Here is a 24,593-nt window from a genome sequence, read left to right as displayed (position 1 = left end):
TTCCAGATTTATTGTTTGCATGAAACGATGGTTTACATGAAACAATTAATTTAAAACATTAGAACTATTACTTAATTTTTTCTCTTGCTAATAGTTGTGACAGTACAACTAAAATCAGAGAAACAAACAACATTACTGTTGCCAAGGCATTCACTTCAGGTGAAATACCAACTTTAACCATCGAGTAAATCTTCAATGGTAAAATTTCGTAAGTTGGACCCGTTACAAATGAACTGATGATTACATCATCCAATGAAAGGGTAAAACTTAATAACCAGCCAGCAGCGACAGCTGGTTTTGCTAGAGGAAGGATAATTTGTTTAAGAATTACCCATTCACTTGCACCTAAATCACGTGCAGCTTCTAACATTTTCACATCAAAGCCTTTTAAGCGGCTATAAACTGTTACTACCACGAATGGTAAACAGAAAGTGATGTGAGCAATTAATAGTGTTAAAAAGCCAAGCTCAAAACCGATTACAAGGAAAATAGCCAGTAATGAAATTGCCATCACGATATCAGGAGACATCATCACAACAAACAGTAGACCATTAACAAACTTTTTGCCTTTAAACTGATAACGGAAAAGGGCAACTGCAGTTAAACTACCAATAATGGTTGCAGCAGTACCTGAAATTACTGCGATAGTAATAGAGTGCCAAGCTGCTTGCATTAAGCTGTCATTGTTTACTAGCGCTTCATACCATTTTGTAGTGAAGCCGCCCCATTTCATACCAAATTTACTTGCGTTGAATGAGTTCGCAATCAGAACGATGATTGGTAGGTATAAGAAAAGATATACCAAACTCATAAAACTAAATCTAATTGTGCGTCCCATTAGTCTAGATCCGCCTTTTTGTTTAATAACTTGCCTGCACGGTAGTAAGCATAAAGCATTAATGCCATCGCCAAGGTGAGGGCGATACTGGTCGCTGCACCAAATGGCCAATCACGTGCGTTCAATACTTGGCTCTTAATTACGTTACCAATTAGTAGGTTTTTCGCACCACCTAATAGGTCAGAAATATAGAACATGCCAAGAGCTGGAAGTAATACTAATAAACAACCACCGATGATTCCTGGCATTGTTAGTGGCAATACAATCTTCCATAGAGTTTGAAGTTTGTTTGCACCTAGATCACGAGCCGCTTCTAAGTAAGTACCGTCAAGTTTTTCAATTGCTGAATACAGTGGCAAAATCATGAAAGGTAATAGAATGTAAACTAAACCAATCATTACTGCTGTTTCTGTGTACATAATGCGTAATGGTTTATCGATGATATCCATTGCAATTAGGCTTTTATTTAAAATACCTTGAGTACCTAACACAATTTTTAACCCATAAGTACGGATTAACGAGTTAGTCCAAAAAGGAACAATAATCAAAAACAGCATAAATGGGCGCCATCTTTCAGGCATTTTTGCAACGATGTAGGCAAATGGGTAACCCACAACCAAACAGATTAACGTTGCAACAATGGCCATATAAAATGAATGCCATAGCACTTTTGCATATAGTGGATCAAAAAGACGTAGATAGTTATCTATCGTAAACGTCATTTCGATTAAATTTGCTTCATCACGAGTTAAGAAGCTAGTACCGATGATCATTACATTTGGAATGAAAACGAACAGCAGTAACCAACTAACAATAATTGTGATGATGATATTTTGGAGATTAAACTTCTTGTTCATCTGCTAACACCACTTCCCAGCTTTCAACCCAAGTAATTGCTACTTTTTGACCTAAAGAGTGATCAACATCTGGATCATCTTCATTAAAGAACTCACTGATCATTACACGCATACCTGAATCTAATTCAAGTACAGAGTCTAAAGTCATACCTTTGTACGTACGTTCACGTACATAGCCAGTGATGCCTTTATTATCAGACTCTTTAATTTCTTCTAGGCGTAAATCTTCAGGACGAAGTAATACTTTCACTTTATCGCCAGGAGCAACATCAAGGTCGCAATATACGATAGCTGAAGTATCTTCGATTTCTGCTTTAATACGTTTTTCATCAAGACGTTCTTGCACTGTAGCAGCAAATACGTTGATTTCACCGATGAAGCGAGCAACAAATAAGTTCTTTGGTTCTTCGTATATTTCACGAGGAGTACCGTCTTGTTCAATAACACCATCACGCATTACGATAATACGGTCAGACATTGAAAGAGCTTCTTCCTGGTCGTGAGTTACGAAAATAAAAGTAATACCTAACTGACGTTGTAATTGTTTAAGTTCAATTTGCATTTGCTTACGTAGTTTGTAATCAAGCGCAGATAGAGATTCATCAAGAAGAAGAACCTTAGGCTTATTTACAACTGCACGAGCAATTGCGATACGTTGTTGTTGACCACCAGATAACTGATGAGGCTTACGGTTTGCCATTTGAGCTAAACGAACCATTTGCAGAGCTTCTGTTACACGAGGCTCAATTTCTGATTCTGCAACTTTTTGCATACGTAAACCAAACGCAACGTTCTCAAACACCGTCATGTGCGGGAATAGGGCGTAGCTTTGGAATACGGTATTCACATGCCTTTGTTCTGCGGGCATTGACGTTACATCTGTCGAATCCAATAAAATTGTTCCAGCATCAGCGGTTTCGAAACCTGCGATCATGCGTAACACTGTGGTTTTACCACAACCTGAAGGACCAAGAATTGTTAAAAATTCACCGTGATTTACATCTAAGTCAAAATTAGAAATCACTTCTTTTCCATCAAAGCTTTTAGAAATACCAGTTAATTTAATAACTGCTTCTTTTTCGGATTGTTGTGTAACGTTCAATGTCTTTTTATCTCCGCCTTGGGTAGTGATACCGCGTTTAAGTGTTGATTATAAATGGGGATTTCGGGCGCATAATAGACCCCATCTCACAATATGAAAAGTTTTTTTTATTTGATATGGCAAACTTTTTTAAAAGTCGTTGATTTTCAATCTGTTTGTGTATCTATTTTGAGCTTTATTATAGACGAAAATCAGTAAGTTGGTGTCATTTGTTACAAATAATTTTGTATTTAGATAATTTCTTTTTTATGAATACTGCACTCATGCTTTGAAATACGTATAATCGCCCCATGTTTTATTGTGGTACACAGAAATGAGTGAACAACCAAAAGAGAAAACGTTTATCTTAGGTGGCAGTATTGAAAAGGCAGTTTCAGGTCAATTTGAGTTGAGTCCTGTGAGTGTTCTTCAAGAAGCTTGGAAAAATACGGTTAAACATTTTTTCGTCTTTTCTCCAGCAATACTATTGCTAACATTCTCATATATGGCGGTATTCTTTTTAGCGCTTCAAATCCAACTTGGTGATCCTGCTGTTTTATTTAAGGCATTTTTAGGTGAAACTGAACTAACGACAAAGATTTCATATGCTGCATTTGTCGCTGGTTTGAGTGCTCAAGTCATTGTTTCTCCGTTAACGGCAGGAGCAAGCTTAATGGGAATGAGCCATGCAGCGGGTTTAAAATGTCGTACAAGCTACATTTTTAAAGGGATCGCTTCAGCTGGTATGGTGGCGCTAGTTACGATTTTGTCTGAAGTGCTGCAAGGCATGGTAAATATTTATTTACCTATGGTAGCCCTATATTTATCGATGGCTTTTGGTATGTCTATTCTACTTGTGTGCGAGAAAAAGGTTCCGCCATTACAAGCGTTATTGCTGTCATTTAGAGCGACAAATAAAAAACTGGCGTCTATGCTGTTAATTCATATTGTTATTATGCTGGCGTTAGTGTTCGGTATTGCATTATATGGCGTAGGTTTGATTGTAGTTATGCCTTTCATTTTTAACGTGAAGGGAATTATTTACCGCAATATGTTTGGCATTACTTTAAAAGTGATGGTGAAAGATAAGAGTGGAGATGATGAGGATAAACCTGATCAATCTGTTCAAAATGATATTTTCAATGCGTGAGTTTAATAATGATTAAAAAAATCTTAATTTTATCTACAGTGTTAATGATGGCGGCGTGTACACCTAAAGAAGATGTGCCGGATTTTAAAGCATTTAAAGATGTAAAAGAAAAAAAGGCTGCTTTTTTTAACTTTATGTATCCAGCGGTTATTGCCGAAAACGCTCGTGTTAAAGAAGAGCGTGCGTTTATTGAGTCTTTAGTTATCAAAAACGACAACGATACTGCTTTGTCATCAAAAGAGTTAGAAAAGGCTACTGAGTTATCAAAAGCATATAAAGAAAAGCTAACTGATGAAGGCATAACTGCTGAGTGGCTTAATAATATGCTTGTTAAGGTTGATTATATTCCTGCGCCTCTAGTTCTTAGCCAAGGGGCTAACGAATCTGCATGGGGCACATCTCGTTTTGCTCGTGAGGCTAATAACTACTTCGGTCAGTGGTGTTACACTAAAGGTTGTGGTGTTGTACCGAGTAAACGTAATGAAGGTGCTGCACATGAGGTTGCTAAGTTTGATTCATCTCAAGAAGCGGTACATGCATATTTTATGAATGTAAATCGCAATAACGCGTATGCAGATCTTCGTAAAATTCGTATGGAATTGCATGCTTCTCCACAAAACTTAACACCAGAGCAAGAAGCGAATGTATTAGCGAATGGCTTAATTCGTTACTCAGAGCGTGGCGAGGCATATGTAGAAGAGATTCAAGCTATGATCCGCCATAATAGTCAATACTGGAGATAAAATGAAAAAATGGATTAGTGCGACGACGTTGTCACTATTGTGTTTGGCACTACCGGTAAAAGCCGAGCAGTATCGTTTTACGTATACAAAGCTTTATTACCAGCTAAAAGTAAATCAAAAAGAAGGGCATGAAGATGTACGTATGGCGCTTTTCTTTAATGATGCACAAACAGGTAAGGCTTGTCAGATAACAAAAGCATGGATGGAAAAAGAAGAGCATTATGAGGAATTTACGATTCCAAGTAACCAAGAATTACCTCTTCCTATTGATAACAATTTAAAGTCAGCTAATCCATTAGTTTATATTCAAACTGAAGAAGGCAAGCAATGTGATATCTCGATGGAGGTATTAGCAAACAAATCTTTCCGTGGTTCTGTATCAGCTAAAGAGCTTAAAGAATTAACGATTCAGATGGATGCGATGCTTGCAGATATTGGTGGAATGTTTTCCAAGTATTTCATGCCTGATGTAGAAGGCGTTACTTTTGTTTTTAGTGACACTGTCACTAAGGGTGTTAGCACTTCGACAGGTGAGTTACTGCCACTTAATAATGGGAAAGTAACAATTGATCTTCGAAAGTACAGTGATGATGTTAAATTTGAACTACCAACTGAAGTATTAAAAGTAACACCGTGGCTAGTCAAATAGTTTGAATAAATCTGTCTCGTCCTAAAATACGTTGACGATTTTTAATTGAAAGCTAAGTGCGTACGCACTTGGCTTTTTTGTGTACTTGATTTGGTGTACTCATTCCCAAGCTTAAATGTGGCCGCATTTCATTATAAATAAAAATAGATTCTTCAACTAAATGCCTTAACTCCTCTAAATCTTTACAGTCATACAAAAGAAACTCTTGTTTAAGTATCCCATTTATTCGCTCTGCTAATGCATTTTGATAGCAATCATAACCATCCGTCATTGATGGCTTAATATCATTTTTATTCAATTTTTCCTGATAAACCTTTGAACAATACTGTAATCCTCGGTCTGAATGATGAATCGTACTCCTTTGATATTGACGGCTATCTATCGCCATATCAAGAGCTTTGACTACATCAGTAGCTTTCATTTCATCACTTAATTCATATCCCATTATCTTTCGACTATAAGCATCTGTTACTAAAGATAAATAATGAATACCTTTTTGTGATTGAACGTAAGTGATATCACTAACAAAAACCTCTTCAGATGCTTGAGGTGTTACTTCTTTAAGTAAATTAGGATGTTTTTTCATCCAATGCTTACTATAGGTAGTTTTTGTATAACTTCGTTTAGGTTTTACTAATAAGCACTCATTTCTTAAATAGGAAAAAAAGTTATCTCTGCCTAACTTTATGCCATGAGTGATGAATTTGGGCTTAAGTAAAAAATATAATTTTTTACCTCCAATACGAGGCATATATCGACGAATTTCTTGCACCATATTTTTAACCGGTGAAAGTTCAACGGCACGTTTCAGAGCTCTACGTTCTTGTTGGTATATACATTGTCTTGTAATGCCAAGTAGCTGACTAGCTCGCTCTAAGCTGATCATTTTCTGCTTTTGAAGACTTCTTGCTCCTTGGCAATATACTTTTTTCTAAGGCCTGCACCATGTTCTGCGTCCATGATATTCACTACTTCATTAAGTAATAAATTACGCATTCTTTCATCATCAAGCTCTCGCTCTAAACGTTTAATTTTTTGTGCAGGCGATTCTTTCGCTTTCGGGGATTTAGGCATAATAATCTTAGGTGATTGAGACCAGTCCATCTTACCGTGTTTTCTTAACCAAGTAAGTACGGTAGATCGACCTTGAATGCCATAAATGTTTTGAGCTTGCTTATAGGTCATATCGCCTTTTTCTATAGCGGCAACAAGCTGCAATTTAAAGCCTAATGAATAATCGCGTTGAGTTCGCTTATTCTTTGTTTTTTCTTGATTTGTCATATAAAAGTCCTAAATGTGTAAACACATTTCAGGACGAGACAATCAAAATAAAAAAGGCGCAAACGTTAACCGTTTGCGCCTTTTTTTATTTGGTATTAGATAATTAATCTACATTTACAACATCTAATTTTAATGATGGGTCAAACTCTGCAACTGCATCGTCAGCATCAACGGGTAATGTTGGCATTTCTTCTTTATCAAAACCAATATCACCACCGTTAATAACACCTGAATCACGGTTGATGCTCTTAAAGTCAAACGTATTAAAGTCAGCCAAATGACTTGGAACTACGTTTTGCATTGCAGTAAACATAGTCTCAATACGTCCAGGGAACTGCTTATCCCATGTATTAAGCATTTGCTTAACGTTTTGACGTTGCATATTAGGTTGTGAACCACAAAGATTACATGGAATGATAGGGTAATCACGCATGTCAGCGTATTTGATAATGTCTTTTTCACGACAGTACGCTAAAGGACGGATTACAACGTGCTCACCATTGTCTGAAACTAGTTTTGGTGGCATGCCTTTTAATTTACCGCCATAGAACATGTTCAAGAACATAGTTTCTAGGATATCATCACGATGGTGACCAAGAGCAATTTTAGTTGCACCCAGTTCTTTTGCTGTGCGGTAAAGAATGCCACGACGTAAACGTGAACATAGAGAACAAGTTGTTTTACCTTCAGGAATTTTATCCTGAACGATAGAATAGGTATCTTCTTCTACAATTTTGTATTCTACACCTAACTTCTCAAGGTATTCAGGAAGAATATGAGCAGGGAAACCTGGTTGTTTCTGGTCTAGGTTTACAGCGATTAAGTCAAATGAGATCGGCGCACTTTTCTTTAAGCTCATTAAGATATCAAGCATAGTGAAGCTATCTTTACCACCAGATAGACATACCATGATGCGGTCACCGTCTTCAATCATGTTGTAATCGGCAATAGCATTACCTGTATTACGACGGATTTTCTTTTGAAGCTTATTGAAATTGTATTGCTGCGCTTTAGTTAATTCGCTCATTTACTTACTCTAAACTAATGGTGGAACTGATAAGGCGGGTATTATACCCAAACAAGATCAATAAGCGAGTTTAGACGGGATTATTTTGGGAGAAAAGGGCCTAAAACTTGTTCAGAATTAGGCCTTAATGACATTTAGCTGATATGGTTAGGGTCCAAAGGGCTAATATAACCATCTGGTTTTAATGCTAAAATATCACAGTTAAGTAAATCTAAAGTGTTTTCAGCTGTATTACCAATAAAAATTGCAGATAGGCCAGTACGGCCTGTGGTACCAAGAATTACAAGCCCTGCGGTAAGTTCGTCTTCAACTTCAGAAATTACTTCTTCAGTTGGCCCTTCATAAACATGAGTTTGCTCTTCTGGAATTCCGTGTTTTTGTCTTAATGCTTTCATTTGTGTCAAATGATGACCACGAATAGCATCTTTATATTGCACAGCATTAAACTCAGGTAATTCGACATGAATAGATGGTGGTGTTGATGGATAAGCATTAACTAGGTGAGGTGTTGAGTTTAACACTTCAGCGAAATAGATGGCTTCATCAACCATTTTATCATTCAGTTGTAAGTGTGCAGGGTTTTCAGACCCAACATGTACTGAGGCTAGAATGTTACCATTTTCAGGCCATGGGCGCTCTTTAACCAATAAGACCGGAATCGGAGACTTGCGTAACAAATGCCAATCCGTTGGCGTAAAGAATACGGTCTCTAATTTTGCGTGTTGACGTGTTGCCTTTATTAATATGTTATAACTGCCATCGAAGATTTCATTAATGATGGCTTCATAAGGGCGGTTATGCCAAACGACTTTGATGGTTATGGTGACATGATCTGATTTAGAATAATCAGCAATAACATCATTAAGCATTTTTACTTTTTGAGAAACTACGCCATTACGCATTGCCATCCGCTCATCAGCAGATAACATAGAAGTCATCTCATAAGAAAAATCATAAGTGGTACAAAACAAGGTGATCTCACTTGGCTTTGTACTTCGATTCGCAATATCTAACGCACGTTTTAGTGCAGGTTGTTCTTCCTGATCTATGATTCCAGCAACAAGTATTTTACGGTAGCGGTTCATACTAACCTCCTTGGTAAAAACCAAATTCATAAAACTGTTCTGTTACTTATACTGTAGCAGTTAGGGAGTGAAAATGGGGAAGTTAGATGCAAAAAAGTGAGGTACATCAAGAGATATACCTCACTTTTTAAAAGTAGTAATTGTTTATGATTTACTTAATTTCTTTCGCAGAACCAGCAAGCTCAGCTAGGGCATCATGATCATTGATTGTGATGTATTTGCCTTTTACTGTTAGCATTTCAGTTTTTTGGAAACGACCTAATAAACGGCTAATTGTTTCAACAGTTAAACCTAGGTAGTTACCAATATCACCACGAGTCATTGTTAAACGGAATTCTCTTGGAGAGAAACCACGTTGATGAAAACGAGTTGATAGGTTGTAAAGGAATGCCGCTAAACGTTCTTCTGCGTTCTTTTTAGAAAGAAGAAGGATCATTTCTTGGTCACCTTTAATTTCATTACTCATTAAGCGCATGATTTGCTGACGAAGTTTTGGCATTTTTCCTGATAAATCATCTAAGATCTCATAAGGAATTTCACATACCATCGATGTCTCAAGAGCTTGAGCAAAACTAGGGTGTTGGGCTTCAGTAATCGCATCGAAACCAACAAGATCACCAGCTAGGTGGAATGCAGTAATTTGCTCATCACCTTGTTCTGTAATCGTATAGCTTTTGATGGTGCCTGAACGTATAGCGTATAAACACTTAAGTTCATCACCAGCTTTAAATAGCTCTTGGCCTTTTTGAATTGGCTTTTTACGTTCAATGATCTCATCTAACTGATCTAATTCAGAATCATTCAAAGTAAATGGGATACATAACTGACTGATACTACAATCTTGACAGTGAATAGCACAACCGCCTGACTGAATTCGTTTGTTTGCTGAGTTATCTGACATCATCTCATTCAATGCTCTTATATTTGATATAGGTCAATTTTAAACTAAGTCGCACTAAAGTGGTAGCATAAAAATAAGACTATGCAAAAAATTTGCGATTAACTTAATTGATTTAGCGCAATATATATCGTTTGTAAACCATAGCCCATTAATAGCAATCCACTAATATTTTTGGTAACAACATGATTTAACCATTTTTTTAGTGCATCTGCGCCAAGACCGACAAGTAACATTGCGGGTAAAGTTCCTAATCCGAATGAAAGCATTAATAGTGAGCCATTAATGGCATTTCCAGAAACTGCAGCCCAACTTAGAGTGGAATAAACTAATCCGCAAGGTAGCCAACCCCAAAGAAAACCGAAAGGAACTGCATGAAATGGGCTTTTTAGAGGCAATAGTGGTTTAGTAAGAGGTGAGATGTATTGCCATAATTTTTTGCCTAATAGTTCGATGTAGACTAAGCCTTTCCACCAGTTAGCAATATAAAGCGCAAGCAAACACATTAATAAGCCTGCAAATATACGCAAATAAACTAAAGCACTATAACTTTGACTTGCACTCGCTATCGATACAAAAACACCACCAATCACTGCTCCAAAAATAGAGTAAGAAAGGAGTCTTCCAATATTGTAACAAACTATAAATTGCCACTTAGGAAAGCGGTTAGTAGACGCATTCATGGAAATTACTGCAGAGATCCCACCGCACATACCTATGCAGTGGCCAGCTCCCATTAAGCCCACAAAAAATGCAGCAACAAAATCAATGTTCATTTTTTTTATCTTTTACTGAGGCTTTCGTCTCTTCATCAAAAAGGATTTCGGAACCTTGTCTATCTAAATCTTCAAATTGATCGCTTTTTACTGCCCAGATGAAAATAGCGACAGCGACGCAAACTAACATGATCGCGATAGGGATTAATAAATATAAACTAGCCATTTTCTTTTAATAACCTCAATGAGTTAGTTACTACAATAATAGAGCTCCCAGACATTCCGATAACGGCAATATATGGTGCAACTAATCCCATAACAGCAAGTGGTAGAATAATTGCATTGTAACCTAAAGCCCAAGCTAGGTTCTCACGAATAATTTTACGTGTTTTCATTGCTAATTCTCGAGCATCAATTAATCGAGTTAATTGGTCACCAAGTAGAATCATATCAGCAGAGGCTTTAGCAACATCGGTTCCAGATCCCATTGCTATGGATAAATGGGCGCCAGCCAGAGTCGGAGCATCATTTATTCCATCACCAACCATTAAGCTAATTTCATGCTTTGGTAATGAGGTGAGATATTCCAATTTTCCTTGCGGAGAAGCACCAGAAACGACGGTATCAATATCCAATTCATTAGCAACTTTAGATACTGCAGAGCTACTGTCTCCAGTAAGCATAGTTATTTTGATGCCTAACTTATGCAAGGCATCAATAAACTCTTTACTCTCTTTTCTTATTGGATCATCAAGTGAGAATGCAGCTACAACTTGATTATCTTTAGATAGCCAAACTTGATAGTTATCTTCATCGGCAATTTGAGCTGACGGAGCTGCAAACGCTTTATGACCAATTTTCCATTCACTGTTATTGTGATAACCAATGAGTCCAGAGCCTATTACATTTTCAACACGCTCAAAATAGGTAGTTTCAGGCTTTCTAAATGATGAAAATGCTTGTGCAATTGGGTGATTAGCAAAAGATTCGAGTTCTGCAGCAAGCGCTTTGCATTCTTCTTCAGTCGTATTCGTGAATGTATTCACCTTAACTAAGCGAATGTTACCTTCGGTTAAAGTTCCTGTTTTATCAATAACTAGGCGATTTACTTTACATAACGTTTCTAGAACATGTCCTCTACGTAACATCAGTCCAAATTGAGCTAAGCGTGATGTGGAACAGGTTATGGCTGTCGGAGTGGCTAATGAAAGGGCACATGGACAGGTTGCAACAAGTACTGAAAGCATAATCCAGAAGGCGTCATCTGGTTTTGTTTCATGCCAATAGAACCAAGTAAATGCAGAGATTATCAATATTCCAGCAACAAAATAGCGAGCAACAAGATCGGCGATTTCTGCCACTTTTGGTTTGGACATTTGCGCTTCATCTTGCAGTTTCACAATATTAGAGATGAGCGAGTCTGCTTTTGTTTTGGTAACTTTGATGGTTAGGTTGCCATCACCATTAATCGTACCTGCATAAACTGTATCGGATTCATTCTTTGCTATTGGCATTGATTCACCGGTAAACATGGATTCATCAATAGCGCTTGTTCCTGAAATAACAATACCATCAGCTGGAAGGTGCTCACCTGGTGGAACAACAACAATATCGTCGATATCTAATGTACGAGCCGGAACTCGCTTTCCTGAAGATAACGTTGCCATTACTGGAATAAGTTTAAGGAGGTTACCTGTAATTGCAGCGGCTTTTCTTCTCGCGCGCATTTCAAGAAAACGACCAAGTAATAAGAAGAAAGTAAACATCGCCACAGATTCAAAGAAAACTTCTCCCGTTTCAGTTACGGTTGCAACGACACTTGCAAAATAAGCAAATAACATAGCAATTGAAACAGGGACATCCATACCTAATGTTCGTGTTTTAAGGCTACGCCACGCATTCATGTAAAATGGTAAGGCGGAATAAAGCATTACTGGCGTTGCAAAAACCAGACTGACGTAGCGTAAGTAATTACGGAACTCTTCGTCGAGATCACCAAATACTTCAAGATAAAGAGCAACAGCAAGCATCATTACCTGCATTGTCGCTAATCCAGCAATACCTAAACGATATAAATATTGCTTCATCGAACGATGATATTCTTCTTCTTGTTTGTCTGCTTCAAAAGGAGCTGCTTTATAGCCTAGCTGATGAATTAAAGTAAGTAGGGAGCTAAGCTCGGTTTCTTCTGGATTCCAACTAAGCAACGCTCGATGTGTTGAGGTATTCACTTTAATTTGATGAATGCCTTTAGCGGCTGAAAGTTGTTTTTCAATTAGCCATGCACATGCTGCACAAGATACACCATCAAGTGACAATGTCACTTCACGATAATTATCATTTGTTCTTACAAACTCTTTTTGAATTTCTTCATGATCATAATGGGTAAGTGCTTTTAATTGTTCAGGAATTAGATCAGCTTTGTCTGCTGGAGCCGTACGATATTGATAATAAGAAGACAGGCCATTTTCAACGATAGTTTGCGCTACTGATTCACAGCCTGGGCAACACATATCACGAGTTTCACCTAAGATATCAACATGAAAATTTGAGCCTGATGGTACAGGCTCATTGCAGTGGTAACATTCCTTCGACATATGGTCTACTTATTTTAATTATTTACCTAAAGGGAAAAAATCTTTGCTAGGGAAGTTAGTTCGGCCTTGAACCATCCATGAACTGTCATGTGGTAGTAATTCAATAAACCAAGGACCGGTAATAGGTTCTTCTAATGTAATGCGGTAAATGCCTTTCGCATCAGAGGTTAAGATCTGCGAGAAATCATGATTTGGTAATGTTCTATGAGTAAAGATAGCCTTAATAGCAGGGTTATGTTCTAACTTCCCTTTATCTAACTTTATTTCAATAACGTTATCAAGATTACGGACTTGAGCGTGAATAGCTAAGTTTTGAGCGACTTTAATCTTAGAAAGATCAACATTAATCGCTTTTCCTTTTTTGTAATAATCTTCAGCAACAAGATCAACATCATTCTCTACAAAAAGGACAAACGTTGTAATACAGGCAACAACAACAGTGGCTGGAAGGATAATGAGAAACCAAGGCCAGAACTGCTTATACCAAGGTTGAGGCATAGTAATAATTCCTATAAAAGACTCTTATTCAAAACGAATAAGAAAAGAATAAGCCTCTGATGATACAGAGGCTTTTATTATATTATTTGTTGCTTAAACTCCAAACGTAAGCAGATAGAAGTTGTACTTTTTCTTCACCTAATACGTCTTTCCATGCAGGCATAACACCTTGACGGCCATTAGTCACAGTTTCAGTTACAGCAGCTCGTGAATCACCGAATTGCCAATCTTGATCAGTAAGGTCAGGAGCACCTAATGCCGGGTTACCTTTACCATCTGTACCGTGACAAGCTGCGCAGACAACAAAACGTTGTTTTCCTGCTGCCGCTTCTTTAGCATTTACTTTACGACCAGATAAGCTAAGCGTATAAGAAACAACTTCTTTTACACCATCGGCACCTAAAGCATCACCCCAAGCAGGCATGTTACCAATACGACCTTCCATAATAGTCGTTTTGATTGCTTGTGGTTCACCGCCATATAACCATGCTGTATCAGTTAGATTAGGGAAGCCAATCATGCCACGCGCATCTGAACCATGACACTGAGAGCAGTTTTGTAAAAATAGACGTTGTCCAACTTTTAGTGCTTCATCATCATTAGCTATGTCTGTAATTTCACGGAAATCAGACGTTCCTGGTTTATATGCAAGTTTTGAAAATGTTTCACCAAAGTTCGTATTTGCATCGTCCAGTTCTCGTGCAAATTGATCCAGCGTTTTCTCCTTATGAGAGCGCTCGATAGATGCGCGAGATTCTTCAATTGTTCGAACGGTTTGATCCGAACTTGTCCAACCTAATACTCCTTTAAAGTTACCTAATCCCGGATAAAGGATTAAATACACAATCGAGAATATTAGCGTTGCCCAAAAAAGATAAGACCACCATTTTGGTAACGGGTTGTTAAGCTCACGAATGCCATCGTATTCATGGCCCATGTCTTCGCCTTCTTCAATACCTGTTGTATTTTTTAAACAGAATCGAAGTAAAACAGCACAACCAACCAACGTACCAATGGTAATGACACTTATCCAGAGACTCCAAAAAGTACTCATTGTTTGTCAACTCCTGTCGTTTTGTTGCTTGAAGTAGTATTTTCTTCTTCATCAGCAAAAACTAAATTCGCCGCTTCTTCAAAGCGTGCTTTTTGTTTTTTACTGTATGCCCAGAAAATAATGCCTACCATGCTTAAAAACAGTATGACCGTCCAAATTGCATGAATAGTACCAGCGTCCATAGGGACCTCCTTACTTCATTGCATGTCCAAGAGACTGAAGGTATGCAATTAATGCATCCATTTCAGTCTTGCCTTTTACTTCTTCTGAAGCATTTTTCACGTCTTCTTCAGTGTATGGAACACCAAAATTATCACGGAAAATGGCGATTTTCTTCGATGTTAGTTCACCATCAAGTACGTTTTCTTCCAACCAAGGGAAGCCAGGCATATTTGATTCAGGAACAACATCACGAGGGTTGATAAGGTGAACACGGTGCCACTCATCAGAGTAACGCTGACCAACACGAGCTAAGTCAGGACCTGTACGTTTAGAGCCCCATAAAAATGGATGCTCCCAAACACTTTCACCAGCCACTGAGTAGTGACCGTAACGTTCTGTTTCAGCTCGGAATGGACGAATCATCTGGCTATGACAAACATTACAACCTTCACGGATATAGATATCACGGCCTTCCATTTCAAGAGCAGTATAAGTACGTAGGTTTTCTACTGGTTCCGTTGTTTGTTTTTGGAAAATTAGAGGCGTAATTTCAACTAATGCACCAAAACTAATAGCAACAACGATAAGAACCGCAAGAAGACCAACATTTTTTTCTATGATTTCATGACGATTAGAACTCATAACATGGTCTCCTTATTGTGCCGGCTGTGGAATAGCTTTTAGGCTGTTCTTCGGAGCAGTAATGGTCTTATATGTATTGTATGCAAGTAAGAACATTCCTGATAAGAAGATTAAACCACCTATAAAGCGAACGAAGTAAAATGGGTATGACGCCTCTAATGATTCAACAAAGCTGTACGTTAATGTACCGTCAGCATTTACTGCACGCCACATTAAGCCTTGCATTACACCTGAAATCCACATTGCCACAATATAAAAAACGGTACCAATTGTCGCTAACCAGAAGTGAACATTGATTAGTGATACAGAGTACATACGCTCTTGACCAAATAGCTTAGGAATTAAGTGATATAAAGAACCAATTGAAACCATTGCAACCCAACCTAAAGCACCAGAGTGTACGTGACCAATTGTCCAGTCAGTATAATGAGATAGGGCATTTACAGACTTAATTGCCATCATTGGGCCTTCAAATGTCGACATACCATAGAAGGACAAAGAAACAATTAGGAAACGCAAAATAGGGTCATAACGAAGTTTATGCCAAGCACCAGATAACGTCATAATACCATTAATCATACCGCCCCATGATGGTGCGAATAGAACTAATGACATCACCATACCAAGTGACTGAGTCCAGTCAGGTAGTGCAGTGTAATGTAAGTGGTGAGGACCAGCCCAGATATAAAGAGAAACTAATGCCCAGAAGTGAACAATAGATAAACGGTAAGAGTAAACTGGACGCTCTGCTTGTTTCGGTACGAAGTAATACATCATGCCTAAGAAACCAGCAGTTAAAAGGAAACCTACCGCATTATGGCCGTACCACCATTGAACCATCGCATCTACTGCACCTGAGTACATTGAATACGATTTTGTTAGAGATACAGGAACCGCAAGGCTATTCACAATATGAAGAACAGCAACGGTTAAAATGAAGGCTCCAAAAAACCAGTTAGCTACGTAAATATGAGATGTTTTACGCTTAAACAAGGTTCCAAAGAAGACGATGGCATACGCAACCCAAACTAGTGTAATAGCGATATCAATCGGCCATTCTAATTCTGCGTATTCTTTACCTGATGTAATACCTAGAGGCAACGTAATTGCTGCTGCTAGAATAATTGCTTGCCATCCCCAGAAGGTGAACGCAACTAATGGACCACCAAACAAACGTGTTTGACAAGTTCTCTGCACAACATAATAAGATGTTGCGAACAGGGCACTTGTACCGAATGCGAATATTACTGCATTGGTATGCAGAGGACGCAAACGGCTATACGTTAACCATGGTGTGTCGAAATTTAGTTGCGGCCAAACTAACTGAGCGGCAATTAGTACACCTACACCCATGCCAACAATACCCCAAAGTATGGTAACTAAAGAGAACTGACGAACAACGGTATAGTTGTAGTTTTGTTCATGCTGCTGTACTTGGCTCATAATTGCATGCTTCCACTTTTATTATTAACTACACTTTACTTTCCTTAGTGCGAACAAAATGTTCGCAATGCCATCCAAAATTCTATTTCTAAATAATTAAATTTGTGACTCTTTTATTTTGAAATATCCTTTTTTAATGCAAAAATGGCATTTTCGGCATCAATGATACTTCACTTAAAAATTGAATGACAGTTGGTGGCCACATTAAATTTACGGTTAAGCAACATTTTTTCTCTTTTTTTGAACTAGATAACAAAGGTTTTTACAACTATGGCAGTGGAAAAGTTAACAGGCCCCCGTTTATTTCAACTTATTTTCTTATTATTTGTCTTAATCGCCGCATTTACTTGGAGAACAATTACCTACGTTCCTGAAAGTGGTTTAACATCGGACAGTGAATTATCAAATATATGTGATGTAACGGAAGAAGCATGTTTGATTAATATTGATAATAATCAAATCATTATTGATGTTGCTTCAAGACCGATACAACAAAATGCCGAAATGATTGTTAACATTAAAGGTGAAGATCTTGCCTTTAACCTTCAAGCGAAAGGTGTCGACATGAATATGGGCATATTGAAATTTACAAAAGAATTAAAGAGCGATGGTGTAGCGTCTTATTCAACCTTTGTACCTAAATGTAAACATAATGAAATGGAATGGTTAGTTGTGATTGCAACAGGTGGAAAAAGTGAAGAAATCACATTTACTGCAAAAAAATAATTTCTTTTCATAGGGTTAAATAGATAACGTTCAAAAATCAATCGCTCGAACATAAATATGTAGAATATACATATAAATATGACTATTTGGAGCAATTTTGAAGATAATTAGTGGTGTTTCGCAAAAAAACAATTCATATGATGCCGTATATGACTGTATCCGAAATATGGCTACTGAACAATCTGCTCCAAATTTAATTTTATGTTATTTCACTGAGAGACATAATAAAGAAACGATCATCTCGACACTAAAAAGTCAGTTTCCGTCCAGTAAAATTCATGGATGTACGTCTTGTCAAGGGATCATGACCGATCAGGGGTTTGCGGATGATCACTCCATAGCAGTATGGGGAATTTTCGATTCCGGTTTAGGTTGCTATGGGACAAGTATCAGTCAGTTTGTTTCTCACTATGATATAGAGTCATTAACAATCCACCTACTAGAGGAAGCGATTAAAGATAGTGGTAGAGAAGGGGAATTACCTTCTTTAGTATTATTACATGCAACTTCCGGCCATGAAGAAAAAATAATTTCAGTTATTGATACTTTCTTTGGTTCTCCAGTTCCACTTATTGGAGGTACAGCCGCAGACAATCATAACCAAGGTTTATGGAGTGTCTTTACTCAAGATGGTTGTGTGAAAAGTGGTATTTCCATTTCTGTTTTCTATCCTTCCTGTAAAGTTTCTTACTCGTTTCATTCTGGTTATGCACCTTCAAATGTCTCTGGCATAGCCACGAAAACTGACCAACGAACTATTTATGAAATAGATAACCGTCCTGCTCTAGAGGTTTATAAAGAGTGGACGAATATGTCTTGTTTGTTAAACAAAAGAACTAATTTATTGGAAAATATGGCTCAATACCCATTCGGACGTATTGCCGGCTATATGTATGATATTCCATACTTCAAATTGGCACATCCGACTAAAATAACGAATGACGGAGGGATTGAATGCTTCGCTAATATATATGAGGGCGAAGAAGTATTTGTTATGTATGGAGAAAAAGATCAAATTATATCGCGGCCTCAACGAGTTATTGACTCTGCAACGAATTTTAAACAAGAGAAATTTGTCCCGATTGGTGGTATTAATATTTTTTGTGCAGGTTCAATGATGCACATTAAATCTTCTATGTTAGATGTTTGTGATTCGGTGAATACGGCGATGCATGGAGCCCCTTATATTTGCCCATTTACTTTTGGTGAACAAGGTCGCTTTACTGGTGGGGAAAATGCTCACGGTAATTTAATGGTATCAACCGTTTTATTTCATAACTAGGTATTTATCTGTGAAAAATCATTCTGAAAAAGAACAATTTCAAGAGATACTGTTGGAATTAAAACGAAGCAAAGAACGTGAAGCTCAACTTCATAAAGAAAACCAAGTTATTTTGCGTGGTTTATCTGCTATCTCTGATGCTCAAACGAAAGAAGATATTTTTAATGGTTTATTAAATGTCATTAAAGAATTTGTCGAATTTGATAATGCCATTGTGGTTTCATCTACGGATAAAGACAGTTTCTCTGTATTAGCATCAACAAATCCATATTTTGATAATTTAAAATGGTCGTATAACGATCTCTTTTATCGTGCCTGTCATGATGAAACCATTGTATTGTTCCAGCCACATAAAACAGAGGCATTCTTGTTTAAGAACTCAGCTCTACAAAGCCTGTTTTCTTCCGTTGCAATATGTGGCCTGAAATCCCATTCTGGTTATGCTGTAATAATTTTAGCATGCTCAAGATTTGGTGCTTATTCGACATTAGAAAAAGATAAAATAGAGCGCTTTATGCCATTAGTTGAGCGGGCAGTCATTGATATTGATTATAAAGAACGTCTTAACGCAATGGTCTCACTTAAAACAAAAGAGCTTTTCTTAAGTAAAGAACGTTTTCAAGATTTTGCTGAAACCGTCGGTGACTGGTTTTGGGAAACGGATCCTCAATTTAATTTTACTTACTTGTCTGATACCAAAATAAATAACACATCAATCATTTCTCAAAACCTACTTAGCTTGATCAGTAATGATTTTATTAACTCTACGATAATAGAATCAGAAAAAAGACTTGAGCCATTTCATGAAGTTGAATGGAATCCTGATATTTTCAATAACAAAGTCTGGCTAAGTCTTAGCGGTAAACCATTTTTTGATGAATTTGGTACTTTTGTTGGTTACCGAGGAACAGCAAAAGATATTTCAGCGAGAAAAAAACGCATTAAAGATATTCAAACCGCTAAAACTGAAGCTGAAAAAGCAAACAAAGCAAAGTCACAATTTTTAGCAATGATGAGTCATGAAATTAGAACGCCATTAAACTCAATACTTGGTCTTGTGGATATATTTCATGGCAGCTTGCTTTCAGAAGAACAGCTAGATTGGCTAAATCAAATGGAAAGTTCTTCTCAATTACTGCTTACAATAATCAGTGACGTGCTTGATATATCAAGAATTGAAGCAGGGACATTTGTTTTAAATGAACAACCAATTGATTTATTAAGATCTTTAAATACATCTATTAATTTTCTAGATACAAGAGCTAAAGATAAAGGGATAATTTTAACTGTTACGTCGTCACAAAATGTACCTAAATATGTTTTTGCTGACGCAACTAGGTTATCTCAAGTAATCTTCAATTTAGTTGGTAATGCGATTAAATTTACTAATCATGGACATGTCGCTGTTAAAATTGAGAAGTTGGCTAATAATTCAATATCTATATCAGTTAGTGATACTGGTATTGGCATTGCTTCAACAACACTAGAGCAATTGTTTAAACCATTTGTGCAAGCAGACAGTTCAATAACCAGAAAATATGGTGGAACTGGCCTTGGTTTAGCCATTATTAAACGTTTAGTTGAACTAATGCAAGGTACGATAACAGTAGAGAGTCGCTTAAATGTCGGCAGTACTTTTAAGATAACTCTGCCTTTAAAAGAAATCCGCGATTTACCGAAACAGTTAAATAATGAAGATAAAAAATTGGTTAATCAGCGTAACTTAAATATTTTGTTAGCAGAAGATAATAAAGCAAATCAGGCTGTTCTTCAGATATTGCTAGAAAAACAAGGCCACCATGTATCAATAGTCAGTAATGGTGAAGAGGCCATTTCAATATTTAAGCATCAGCCAAATTGTCGTTTTTTTGATGTGATTCTTATGGACGTATCAATGCCAGTTAAAGATGGTATCAGCGCAACAACTGAATTAAGAAAATTAGGTATAGAGTTACCTATAATAGCAATTACAGCTCATGCCATGGAGACAGAAAAAGAAATGTGTTTGGAAGCTGGCATGAACGATTTCATATCAAAACCAATCAGAGCAAAAGACTTATCAAATATTCTGATCAAATACAGTTGTTAAGTAACTTAGCTTGTAAGAATGAGGCTAATAATCAATGGATAAATACGAAGTATTATTTAATGATTATTAGCTATTTTATGGTAAATACGATTATGGTTAAATTGAAGCTGAAAGTAATGAAGACAAGAGATAGTGCAGTATGACAAGCAACAATCTATATTAACCCAAACCATATTTAACATAATATACATAATGCGCACTAAGATTGTAGGAGCAAAGTAGTAATGTCACTTTTTAGCAAGATTAAATTGTCTCTTTAGCGTACAGTAATGATTGTATATTATTTGTTCAGCTACGGAGTTAACGAGATGTTGATTACTATGAGTGACCAAGATATAAATCGTTTTAAAGTGATCCAAGATGTGTGTGAACGTCGATTAAAACGCGCTGATGCTGCGACTTACCTAAACCTCAGCGTTCGACAAGTTCAACGGTTAATGACTCGCTTGCGTGAATATGGTGCGGCTGGGCTTGTTCATTTGTCACGAGGAAAGCCGAGTAACCATCGTTATCCACCTGAGCACCGAGCAAAGATATTAACTATTATTCGTGAGCGTTATGCCGACTTTTCCCCGACATTAGCTCGTGAAAAACTCATCGAACTGCATGATATCCACATTTCTAAAGAAACGCTTAGGCAATGGATGATCGCAGAGCAACTATGGACCCCGCATTCACAGCGAAAACCTAGAGTTTATCAACCCCGTTATCGTCGAGATTGCCTTGGTGAACTGATCCAAATTGACGGCTCTCATCATGATTGGTTTGAAGGTCGTAGCTCAAAATGTTGTTTATTGGTTTTCATTGATGATGCTACGGGACGCTTGATGAATTTAAGATTCAGTGAAACGGAATCGGCTTTTGATTATATGATGGCCACACGTGAATACATTGATGAGCATGGTAAACCGGTGGCATTTTATAGCGACCGACATGCCATTTTTCATTCTAGTAATAAGCAAGCCGTTGAGTCTAAACATCCTACTCAATATGGTCGTATGCTGCATGATTTGGGGATTGAATTAATATGTGCGAATAGCTCTCAAGCAAAAGGACGTGTTGAACGAGCGAATTTAACACTACAAGATCGTTTAGTTAAAGAGATGAGATTGCAGCATATAAATACGATTGAGGAAGCCAATGCATGGCTACCCTATTTCATTGCTGATTTTAATCAACGATTTGCAAAACCTGCAAATTATCCTAAAGACATGCACCGTCCAGTACGCGAAAGTAAAGATGAACTCACTGATATATTCTCGTGGCAAGAAATAAGAAAACTGAGTAAATCATTAACATTTCAATATGATAAAGTCGTTTATTTAATTGAAAATACAGAAGAAAATGCTAAGTTAGTGAATGAAAGCGTTAAAGTGCTGGATTACCCTGATGGTACAATTTCAATTCGTTATGGATATCGAACCTTAAACTTTAAAGTATTCGACAAACTTGCAAAAATAGATCAAGGGCGTGTTGTTGATAACAAGCGTTTAGGGCAAGTGCTTAAATTTGCACAACAAAAACAAGAAGAGTTTGAAAAAAATCAGGCTCGTGAGCGCAGTAAAAATGCACCGAAAAGAACGGCACAAAAACGAGCCATCGCACAACAATTGAGGGCGTTAAATCCTGTACTTGCTGATCCTTCTACATTTAAGGCAAGTACTTCAAAGAAAGCATAACCATACAAAATGACAGGTAAAAAAGTGTTTTTGTTTGGTGTATTTAGGCGTTTTGATTTTTAGTTATCTGGTAGTATTAACTCTTTTATTGGAGTTTTAATATGCCGCCACCTAAAGGTCGAAGCTTTCCATTTGCCCCACGTCACTCTGCTGATTGGTTAGTGAGTCATGTGACGTACGACCAAGCCGTCGATATGTTTTTTAATCAGACAGCAACACAACAGAATTTAGGGCATGATCCTTTGGTTTACTCAAAGGTATTTAGAGGCGTGACATACGCAACGATCCAAGAAGCTCAACAAGTGTTTACTGAAACGATGAATGCAGAGTATGAAGCGAGAGAGCAAAGGGATTTAGCGGATGAAAATCGAGGGTGTAAAGCATCTAAAATTCTTAATGATAATATTCGAAATCGTATAGTACCAACTGAAGACGGTTTAGAGTCATTAACCGCATATCGAAAGCCATTTGGTGAAAAATGTTTATCTCCCCTTTCTTTGTTTACCCAATCGCTCGATGGTGAATCAAACAGTCATACTCAAGCGAGCCAGAGTTTTGTTAATAATGAGACTCAAGGTAATGCCTCTTTCCAGCCAGAAATTAATCCTAAAAATGCTTATTGGCCTCCTTATAATTTTCTCGCGGAAGACGGAGAAAAAGAAATTCATGTTACTTATACGCAAGATGTTATTGAGACAACCGTTCTTGCTCCTGAAGAATGGACAGAATTTTTTGATATGCTCGATAAAACTCAAAATATAGGTGGCGCGGCTACTGGTGTTTACGATGCGTTTGATACCGCTAAAAAATTAGGTGGATTTGGTGTCACTGCTTATGTAAAAACGCATAATGGCGTTGATTACTTAATATTGAAAGGCTATAAACAACACATGAAAACGTTACTCGCAGGTAATCGTTTTAAAGCCTCTAATCCTCAAGTTGTTAAACTGGGCTTGGGGGCTTTAGATTCCGTTAAGGGCATGGCTCGTTATGTGAAAGTTACCGCTCCAATGGAGATATTGGTGGGCTCAGCCATTAACGTTTTACAGTATGTATTAAACGATGAATATACCCTAAGAAAGTTAGGTGTTGATCAGGCTAAGTTGCTTATTAATGTTTTAGCTGTGGCAGGTACTGCTTTAGCTATAGGTACTTTGGCAGCACCTACAACTTTCTTAGGCAGCGCAATAATTTTAGTAACAGCTAGTTTTGGTATTTGGACTGTTGATCAGATTACTGATTTTGAAAAGAAACTTGTCAATTTTGTTTTAGAGAATTTCGATGCGTAAGTTATTATTATCACTGTTCTTAATTGTTCCATTTACTTATGCATCATATGGAACAATTGAGCCATTATTATTACCTATAGAACAAGTTAATAAGGTATTGTTTAGCAGTTTTGCTATGCCCTTGATAGCAACATGGGGGATTACTATTTTTGGTTTTATATCACTTTTAATGTCTGTAAAGTCTCTGATTACAAAAAATGAATATAAAAGTGCTATGAAATCGTTTTATATCTCTCTATTGCTTGGCTTTATTGTAGGAATAAGTGTTAACTATGCTAATTATTACTTAGTGATAAAGCCTAATAACATGATTGAATGTCCTAAGAAAATAGGCTACAAGAAAAATCTTATGCGCGATTACGTAAAAGACATTTCACAGTGTGAGAAATTTTAAGTATTACTGATACTCATTCATCTCTTCCCCCTCTAACTCAACTATCCATAAGACCTCTTTCATGAGGTCTTTTTCATACTCCCTATTCTTATTACTTTCAATATAAAGAATAAGGACATTTCTATCTTGCCCTAAAGAGGACATTTTAAAATAGGATTGACAAAGATACTGGATTAATTATCAGAGAAAATCAGCTTTAAAATGCTATTTTTGCTTATTAGTTTCTATATGGTTTCAAGCTTTTTTTATGCTTCTAGTACTATCTTGGTTTTCTGTTTCTTATTCATTTCTTTAAATCACTCATTTAAGGCGTAACCCGTTCAGCTAAGTTATCATGACACTAAGTCAATACTTGGTGATATCTTACGTTTTAATTTGTTATTAGTTTAATCCACCAGTAAACTGTATCCGTT

The 24,593-nt window shown here is 37.1% G+C and carries 24 protein-coding genes; 9 read left to right on the top strand and 15 right to left on the bottom strand.

Going from position 1 to position 24,593, the window contains the following annotated elements; genetic code table 11:
• Positions 1-67: 67 nt before the first annotated feature.
• The 3 genes from potC to potA are packed head-to-tail and all read right to left on the bottom strand — an operon-like array spanning position 68 to position 2,797.
• On the bottom strand, positions 68-838 hold the full coding sequence (gene potC / locus AVFI_RS06800; protein WP_005419249.1) for a spermidine/putrescine ABC transporter permease PotC: 771 nt from the start codon (positions 836-838) through the stop codon (positions 68-70).
• Positions 838-1,695, bottom strand: coding sequence for a spermidine/putrescine ABC transporter permease PotB (gene potB, locus AVFI_RS06795; RefSeq protein ID WP_005419248.1), 858 nt, complete (start codon positions 1,693-1,695; stop codon positions 838-840). The genes potC and potB overlap by 1 nt, the downstream gene beginning before the upstream one ends.
• The gene (potA, locus tag AVFI_RS06790) at positions 1,679-2,797 is read right to left on the bottom strand and encodes a spermidine/putrescine ABC transporter ATP-binding protein PotA (protein ID WP_012533573.1); all 1,119 of its coding nucleotides are present in this window, start codon (positions 2,795-2,797) and stop codon (positions 1,679-1,681) included. The genes potB and potA overlap by 17 nt, the downstream gene beginning before the upstream one ends.
• Before the next feature lie 313 nt (positions 2,798-3,110).
• On the opposite strand from potA, the gene AVFI_RS06785 reads away from it, so the two are divergent.
• Genes AVFI_RS06785 through AVFI_RS06775 form a run of 3 tightly spaced genes read left to right on the top strand, consistent with a single transcriptional unit; the run spans position 3,111 to position 5,318 of the window.
• Positions 3,111-3,926 carry a DUF2189 domain-containing protein gene (locus tag AVFI_RS06785; RefSeq protein WP_005419243.1) on the top strand — a complete coding sequence of 272 codons (816 nt, stop codon included), beginning with the start codon at positions 3,111-3,113 and terminating at the stop codon, positions 3,924-3,926.
• Positions 3,927-3,934: 8 nt separating this feature from the next.
• Positions 3,935-4,669 carry a glucosaminidase domain-containing protein gene (locus tag AVFI_RS06780; protein ID WP_054776044.1) on the top strand — a complete coding sequence of 245 codons (735 nt, stop codon included), beginning with the start codon at positions 3,935-3,937 and terminating at the stop codon, positions 4,667-4,669.
• Between the two features lies 1 nt (position 4,670).
• Positions 4,671-5,318: a DUF2987 domain-containing protein gene (locus tag AVFI_RS06775; RefSeq protein WP_017019638.1), complete on the top strand. Its 648-nt coding sequence runs from the start codon at positions 4,671-4,673 to the stop codon at positions 5,316-5,318.
• 52 nt (positions 5,319-5,370) lie between these two features.
• On the opposite strand, the gene AVFI_RS06770 is transcribed toward AVFI_RS06775, so the two are convergent.
• The 12 genes from AVFI_RS06770 to ccoN form a co-directional block, all read right to left on the bottom strand.
• Positions 5,371-6,599, bottom strand: a protein-coding gene (locus AVFI_RS06770; protein WP_408580437.1) for an IS3 family transposase whose coding sequence is annotated in 2 segments (ribosomal slippage) — positions 5,371-6,236 and positions 6,236-6,599 — 1,230 coding nt in all. Because the reading frame shifts where the segments join, the coding sequence is not laid out codon by codon here.
• 103 nt (positions 6,600-6,702) lie between these two features.
• Complete coding sequence (ttcA, locus tag AVFI_RS06765; RefSeq protein ID WP_011261911.1) at positions 6,703-7,626, bottom strand: tRNA 2-thiocytidine(32) synthetase TtcA; 924 nt, start codon at positions 7,624-7,626, stop codon at positions 6,703-6,705.
• A gap of 134 nt (positions 7,627-7,760) precedes the next feature.
• On the bottom strand, positions 7,761-8,711 hold the full coding sequence (gene uspE, locus AVFI_RS06760; protein ID WP_005419236.1) for a universal stress protein UspE: 951 nt from the start codon (positions 8,709-8,711) through the stop codon (positions 7,761-7,763).
• A gap of 151 nt (positions 8,712-8,862) precedes the next feature.
• Complete coding sequence (locus AVFI_RS06755) at positions 8,863-9,615, bottom strand: FNR family transcription factor (RefSeq protein WP_005419235.1); 753 nt, start codon at positions 9,613-9,615, stop codon at positions 8,863-8,865.
• A 95-nt stretch (positions 9,616-9,710) separates the two neighbouring features.
• The gene (locus AVFI_RS06750; protein WP_188863919.1) at positions 9,711-10,385 is read right to left on the bottom strand and encodes a sulfite exporter TauE/SafE family protein; all 675 of its coding nucleotides are present in this window, start codon (positions 10,383-10,385) and stop codon (positions 9,711-9,713) included.
• Positions 10,375-10,551, bottom strand: coding sequence for a cbb3-type cytochrome oxidase assembly protein CcoS (ccoS, locus tag AVFI_RS06745; RefSeq protein WP_005419232.1), 177 nt, complete (start codon positions 10,549-10,551; stop codon positions 10,375-10,377). Before ccoS ends, AVFI_RS06750 begins: the two co-directional genes overlap by 11 nt.
• Positions 10,544-12,922 carry a heavy metal translocating P-type ATPase gene (locus AVFI_RS06740; protein ID WP_188863918.1) on the bottom strand — a complete coding sequence of 793 codons (2,379 nt, stop codon included), beginning with the start codon at positions 12,920-12,922 and terminating at the stop codon, positions 10,544-10,546. The genes ccoS and AVFI_RS06740 overlap by 8 nt, the downstream gene beginning before the upstream one ends.
• A gap of 18 nt (positions 12,923-12,940) precedes the next feature.
• A complete protein-coding gene (locus AVFI_RS06735; RefSeq protein WP_017019643.1) occupies positions 12,941-13,420 on the bottom strand; it encodes a FixH family protein in 480 nt (159 codons plus the stop codon).
• Between the two features lie 82 nt (positions 13,421-13,502).
• Positions 13,503-14,474 (bottom strand): cytochrome-c oxidase, cbb3-type subunit III, encoded by a 972-nt coding sequence (gene ccoP, locus AVFI_RS06730; protein WP_012533688.1) that lies wholly within the window; start codon positions 14,472-14,474, stop codon positions 13,503-13,505.
• On the bottom strand, positions 14,471-14,656 hold the full coding sequence (locus tag AVFI_RS06725) for a cbb3-type cytochrome oxidase subunit 3 (protein WP_005419228.1): 186 nt from the start codon (positions 14,654-14,656) through the stop codon (positions 14,471-14,473). The genes ccoP and AVFI_RS06725 overlap by 4 nt, the downstream gene beginning before the upstream one ends.
• Positions 14,657-14,666: 10 nt before the next feature.
• Positions 14,667-15,278, bottom strand: coding sequence for a cytochrome-c oxidase, cbb3-type subunit II (gene ccoO, locus AVFI_RS06720; RefSeq protein ID WP_011261904.1), 612 nt, complete (start codon positions 15,276-15,278; stop codon positions 14,667-14,669).
• Positions 15,279-15,290: 12 nt separating this feature from the next.
• Positions 15,291-16,721: a cytochrome-c oxidase, cbb3-type subunit I gene (gene ccoN, locus AVFI_RS06715; RefSeq protein WP_011261903.1), complete on the bottom strand. Its 1,431-nt coding sequence runs from the start codon at positions 16,719-16,721 to the stop codon at positions 15,291-15,293.
• A 270-nt stretch (positions 16,722-16,991) separates the two neighbouring features.
• Between ccoN and AVFI_RS06710 the strand changes: the two genes are divergently transcribed.
• From AVFI_RS06710 to AVFI_RS06685, 6 genes are all read left to right on the top strand, one after another.
• Entirely contained in the window at positions 16,992-17,447 is a 456-nt protein-coding gene (locus AVFI_RS06710; RefSeq protein ID WP_012534171.1) for a hypothetical protein, read from the top strand.
• A 97-nt stretch (positions 17,448-17,544) separates the two neighbouring features.
• Entirely contained in the window at positions 17,545-18,729 is a 1,185-nt protein-coding gene (locus tag AVFI_RS06705; RefSeq protein WP_081300324.1) for an FIST signal transduction protein, read from the top strand.
• A 10-nt stretch (positions 18,730-18,739) separates the two neighbouring features.
• Complete coding sequence (locus AVFI_RS06700; RefSeq protein WP_188863917.1) at positions 18,740-20,818, top strand: ATP-binding protein; 2,079 nt, start codon at positions 18,740-18,742, stop codon at positions 20,816-20,818.
• A gap of 320 nt (positions 20,819-21,138) precedes the next feature.
• Positions 21,139-22,497: an ISNCY family transposase gene (locus tag AVFI_RS06695; protein ID WP_199414927.1), complete on the top strand. Its 1,359-nt coding sequence runs from the start codon at positions 21,139-21,141 to the stop codon at positions 22,495-22,497.
• Positions 22,498-22,598: 101 nt separating this feature from the next.
• Entirely contained in the window at positions 22,599-23,786 is a 1,188-nt protein-coding gene (locus AVFI_RS06690; protein WP_188864008.1) for a hypothetical protein, read from the top strand.
• Positions 23,779-24,180, top strand: a complete 402-nt coding sequence (locus AVFI_RS06685; protein ID WP_188864009.1) for a hypothetical protein — start codon at positions 23,779-23,781, stop codon at positions 24,178-24,180. Before AVFI_RS06690 ends, AVFI_RS06685 begins: the two co-directional genes overlap by 8 nt.
• Positions 24,181-24,593 lie beyond the last annotated feature (413 nt).

The organism is Aliivibrio fischeri ATCC 7744 = JCM 18803 = DSM 507 (genome assembly GCF_023983475.1).
GTDB lineage: Bacteria > Pseudomonadota > Gammaproteobacteria > Enterobacterales > Vibrionaceae > Aliivibrio > Aliivibrio fischeri.
Note: the sequence above shows the minus strand (reverse complement) of the source record. Positions and strands in the feature narration are given on the sequence as shown.

Bases quoted from the DNA above. Each gene is read 5' to 3' on its own strand.
- potC (WP_005419249.1), bottom strand. From the start codon at position 838: ATGGGACGCACAATTAGATTTAGTTTTATGAGTTTGGTATATCTTTTC.
- potB (WP_005419248.1), bottom strand. From the start codon at position 1,695: ATGAACAAGAAGTTTAATCTCCAAAATATCATCATCACAATTATTGTT.
- AVFI_RS06785 (WP_005419243.1), top strand. From the start codon at position 3,111: ATGAGTGAACAACCAAAAGAGAAAACGTTTATCTTAGGTGGCAGTATT.
- AVFI_RS06780 (WP_054776044.1), top strand. From the start codon at position 3,935: ATGATTAAAAAAATCTTAATTTTATCTACAGTGTTAATGATGGCGGCG.
- AVFI_RS06775 (WP_017019638.1), top strand. From the start codon at position 4,671: ATGAAAAAATGGATTAGTGCGACGACGTTGTCACTATTGTGTTTGGCA.
- ttcA (WP_011261911.1), bottom strand. From the start codon at position 7,626: ATGAGCGAATTAACTAAAGCGCAGCAATACAATTTCAATAAGCTTCAA.
- uspE (WP_005419236.1), bottom strand. From the start codon at position 8,711: ATGAACCGCTACCGTAAAATACTTGTTGCTGGAATCATAGATCAGGAA.
- AVFI_RS06755 (WP_005419235.1), bottom strand. From the start codon at position 9,615: ATGATGTCAGATAACTCAGCAAACAAACGAATTCAGTCAGGCGGTTGT.
- AVFI_RS06750 (WP_188863919.1), bottom strand. From the start codon at position 10,385: ATGAACATTGATTTTGTTGCTGCATTTTTTGTGGGCTTAATGGGAGCT.
- ccoS (WP_005419232.1), bottom strand. From the start codon at position 10,551: ATGGCTAGTTTATATTTATTAATCCCTATCGCGATCATGTTAGTTTGC.
- AVFI_RS06740 (WP_188863918.1), bottom strand. From the start codon at position 12,922: ATGTCGAAGGAATGTTACCACTGCAATGAGCCTGTACCATCAGGCTCA.
- AVFI_RS06735 (WP_017019643.1), bottom strand. From the start codon at position 13,420: ATGCCTCAACCTTGGTATAAGCAGTTCTGGCCTTGGTTTCTCATTATC.
- ccoP (WP_012533688.1), bottom strand. From the start codon at position 14,474: ATGAGTACTTTTTGGAGTCTCTGGATAAGTGTCATTACCATTGGTACG.
- AVFI_RS06725 (WP_005419228.1), bottom strand. From the start codon at position 14,656: ATGGACGCTGGTACTATTCATGCAATTTGGACGGTCATACTGTTTTTA.
- ccoO (WP_011261904.1), bottom strand. From the start codon at position 15,278: ATGAGTTCTAATCGTCATGAAATCATAGAAAAAAATGTTGGTCTTCTT.
- ccoN (WP_011261903.1), bottom strand. From the start codon at position 16,721: ATGAGCCAAGTACAGCAGCATGAACAAAACTACAACTATACCGTTGTT.
- AVFI_RS06710 (WP_012534171.1), top strand. From the start codon at position 16,992: ATGGCAGTGGAAAAGTTAACAGGCCCCCGTTTATTTCAACTTATTTTC.
- AVFI_RS06695 (WP_199414927.1), top strand. From the start codon at position 21,139: ATGAGTGACCAAGATATAAATCGTTTTAAAGTGATCCAAGATGTGTGT.
- AVFI_RS06690 (WP_188864008.1), top strand. From the start codon at position 22,599: ATGCCGCCACCTAAAGGTCGAAGCTTTCCATTTGCCCCACGTCACTCT.
- AVFI_RS06685 (WP_188864009.1), top strand. From the start codon at position 23,779: ATGCGTAAGTTATTATTATCACTGTTCTTAATTGTTCCATTTACTTAT.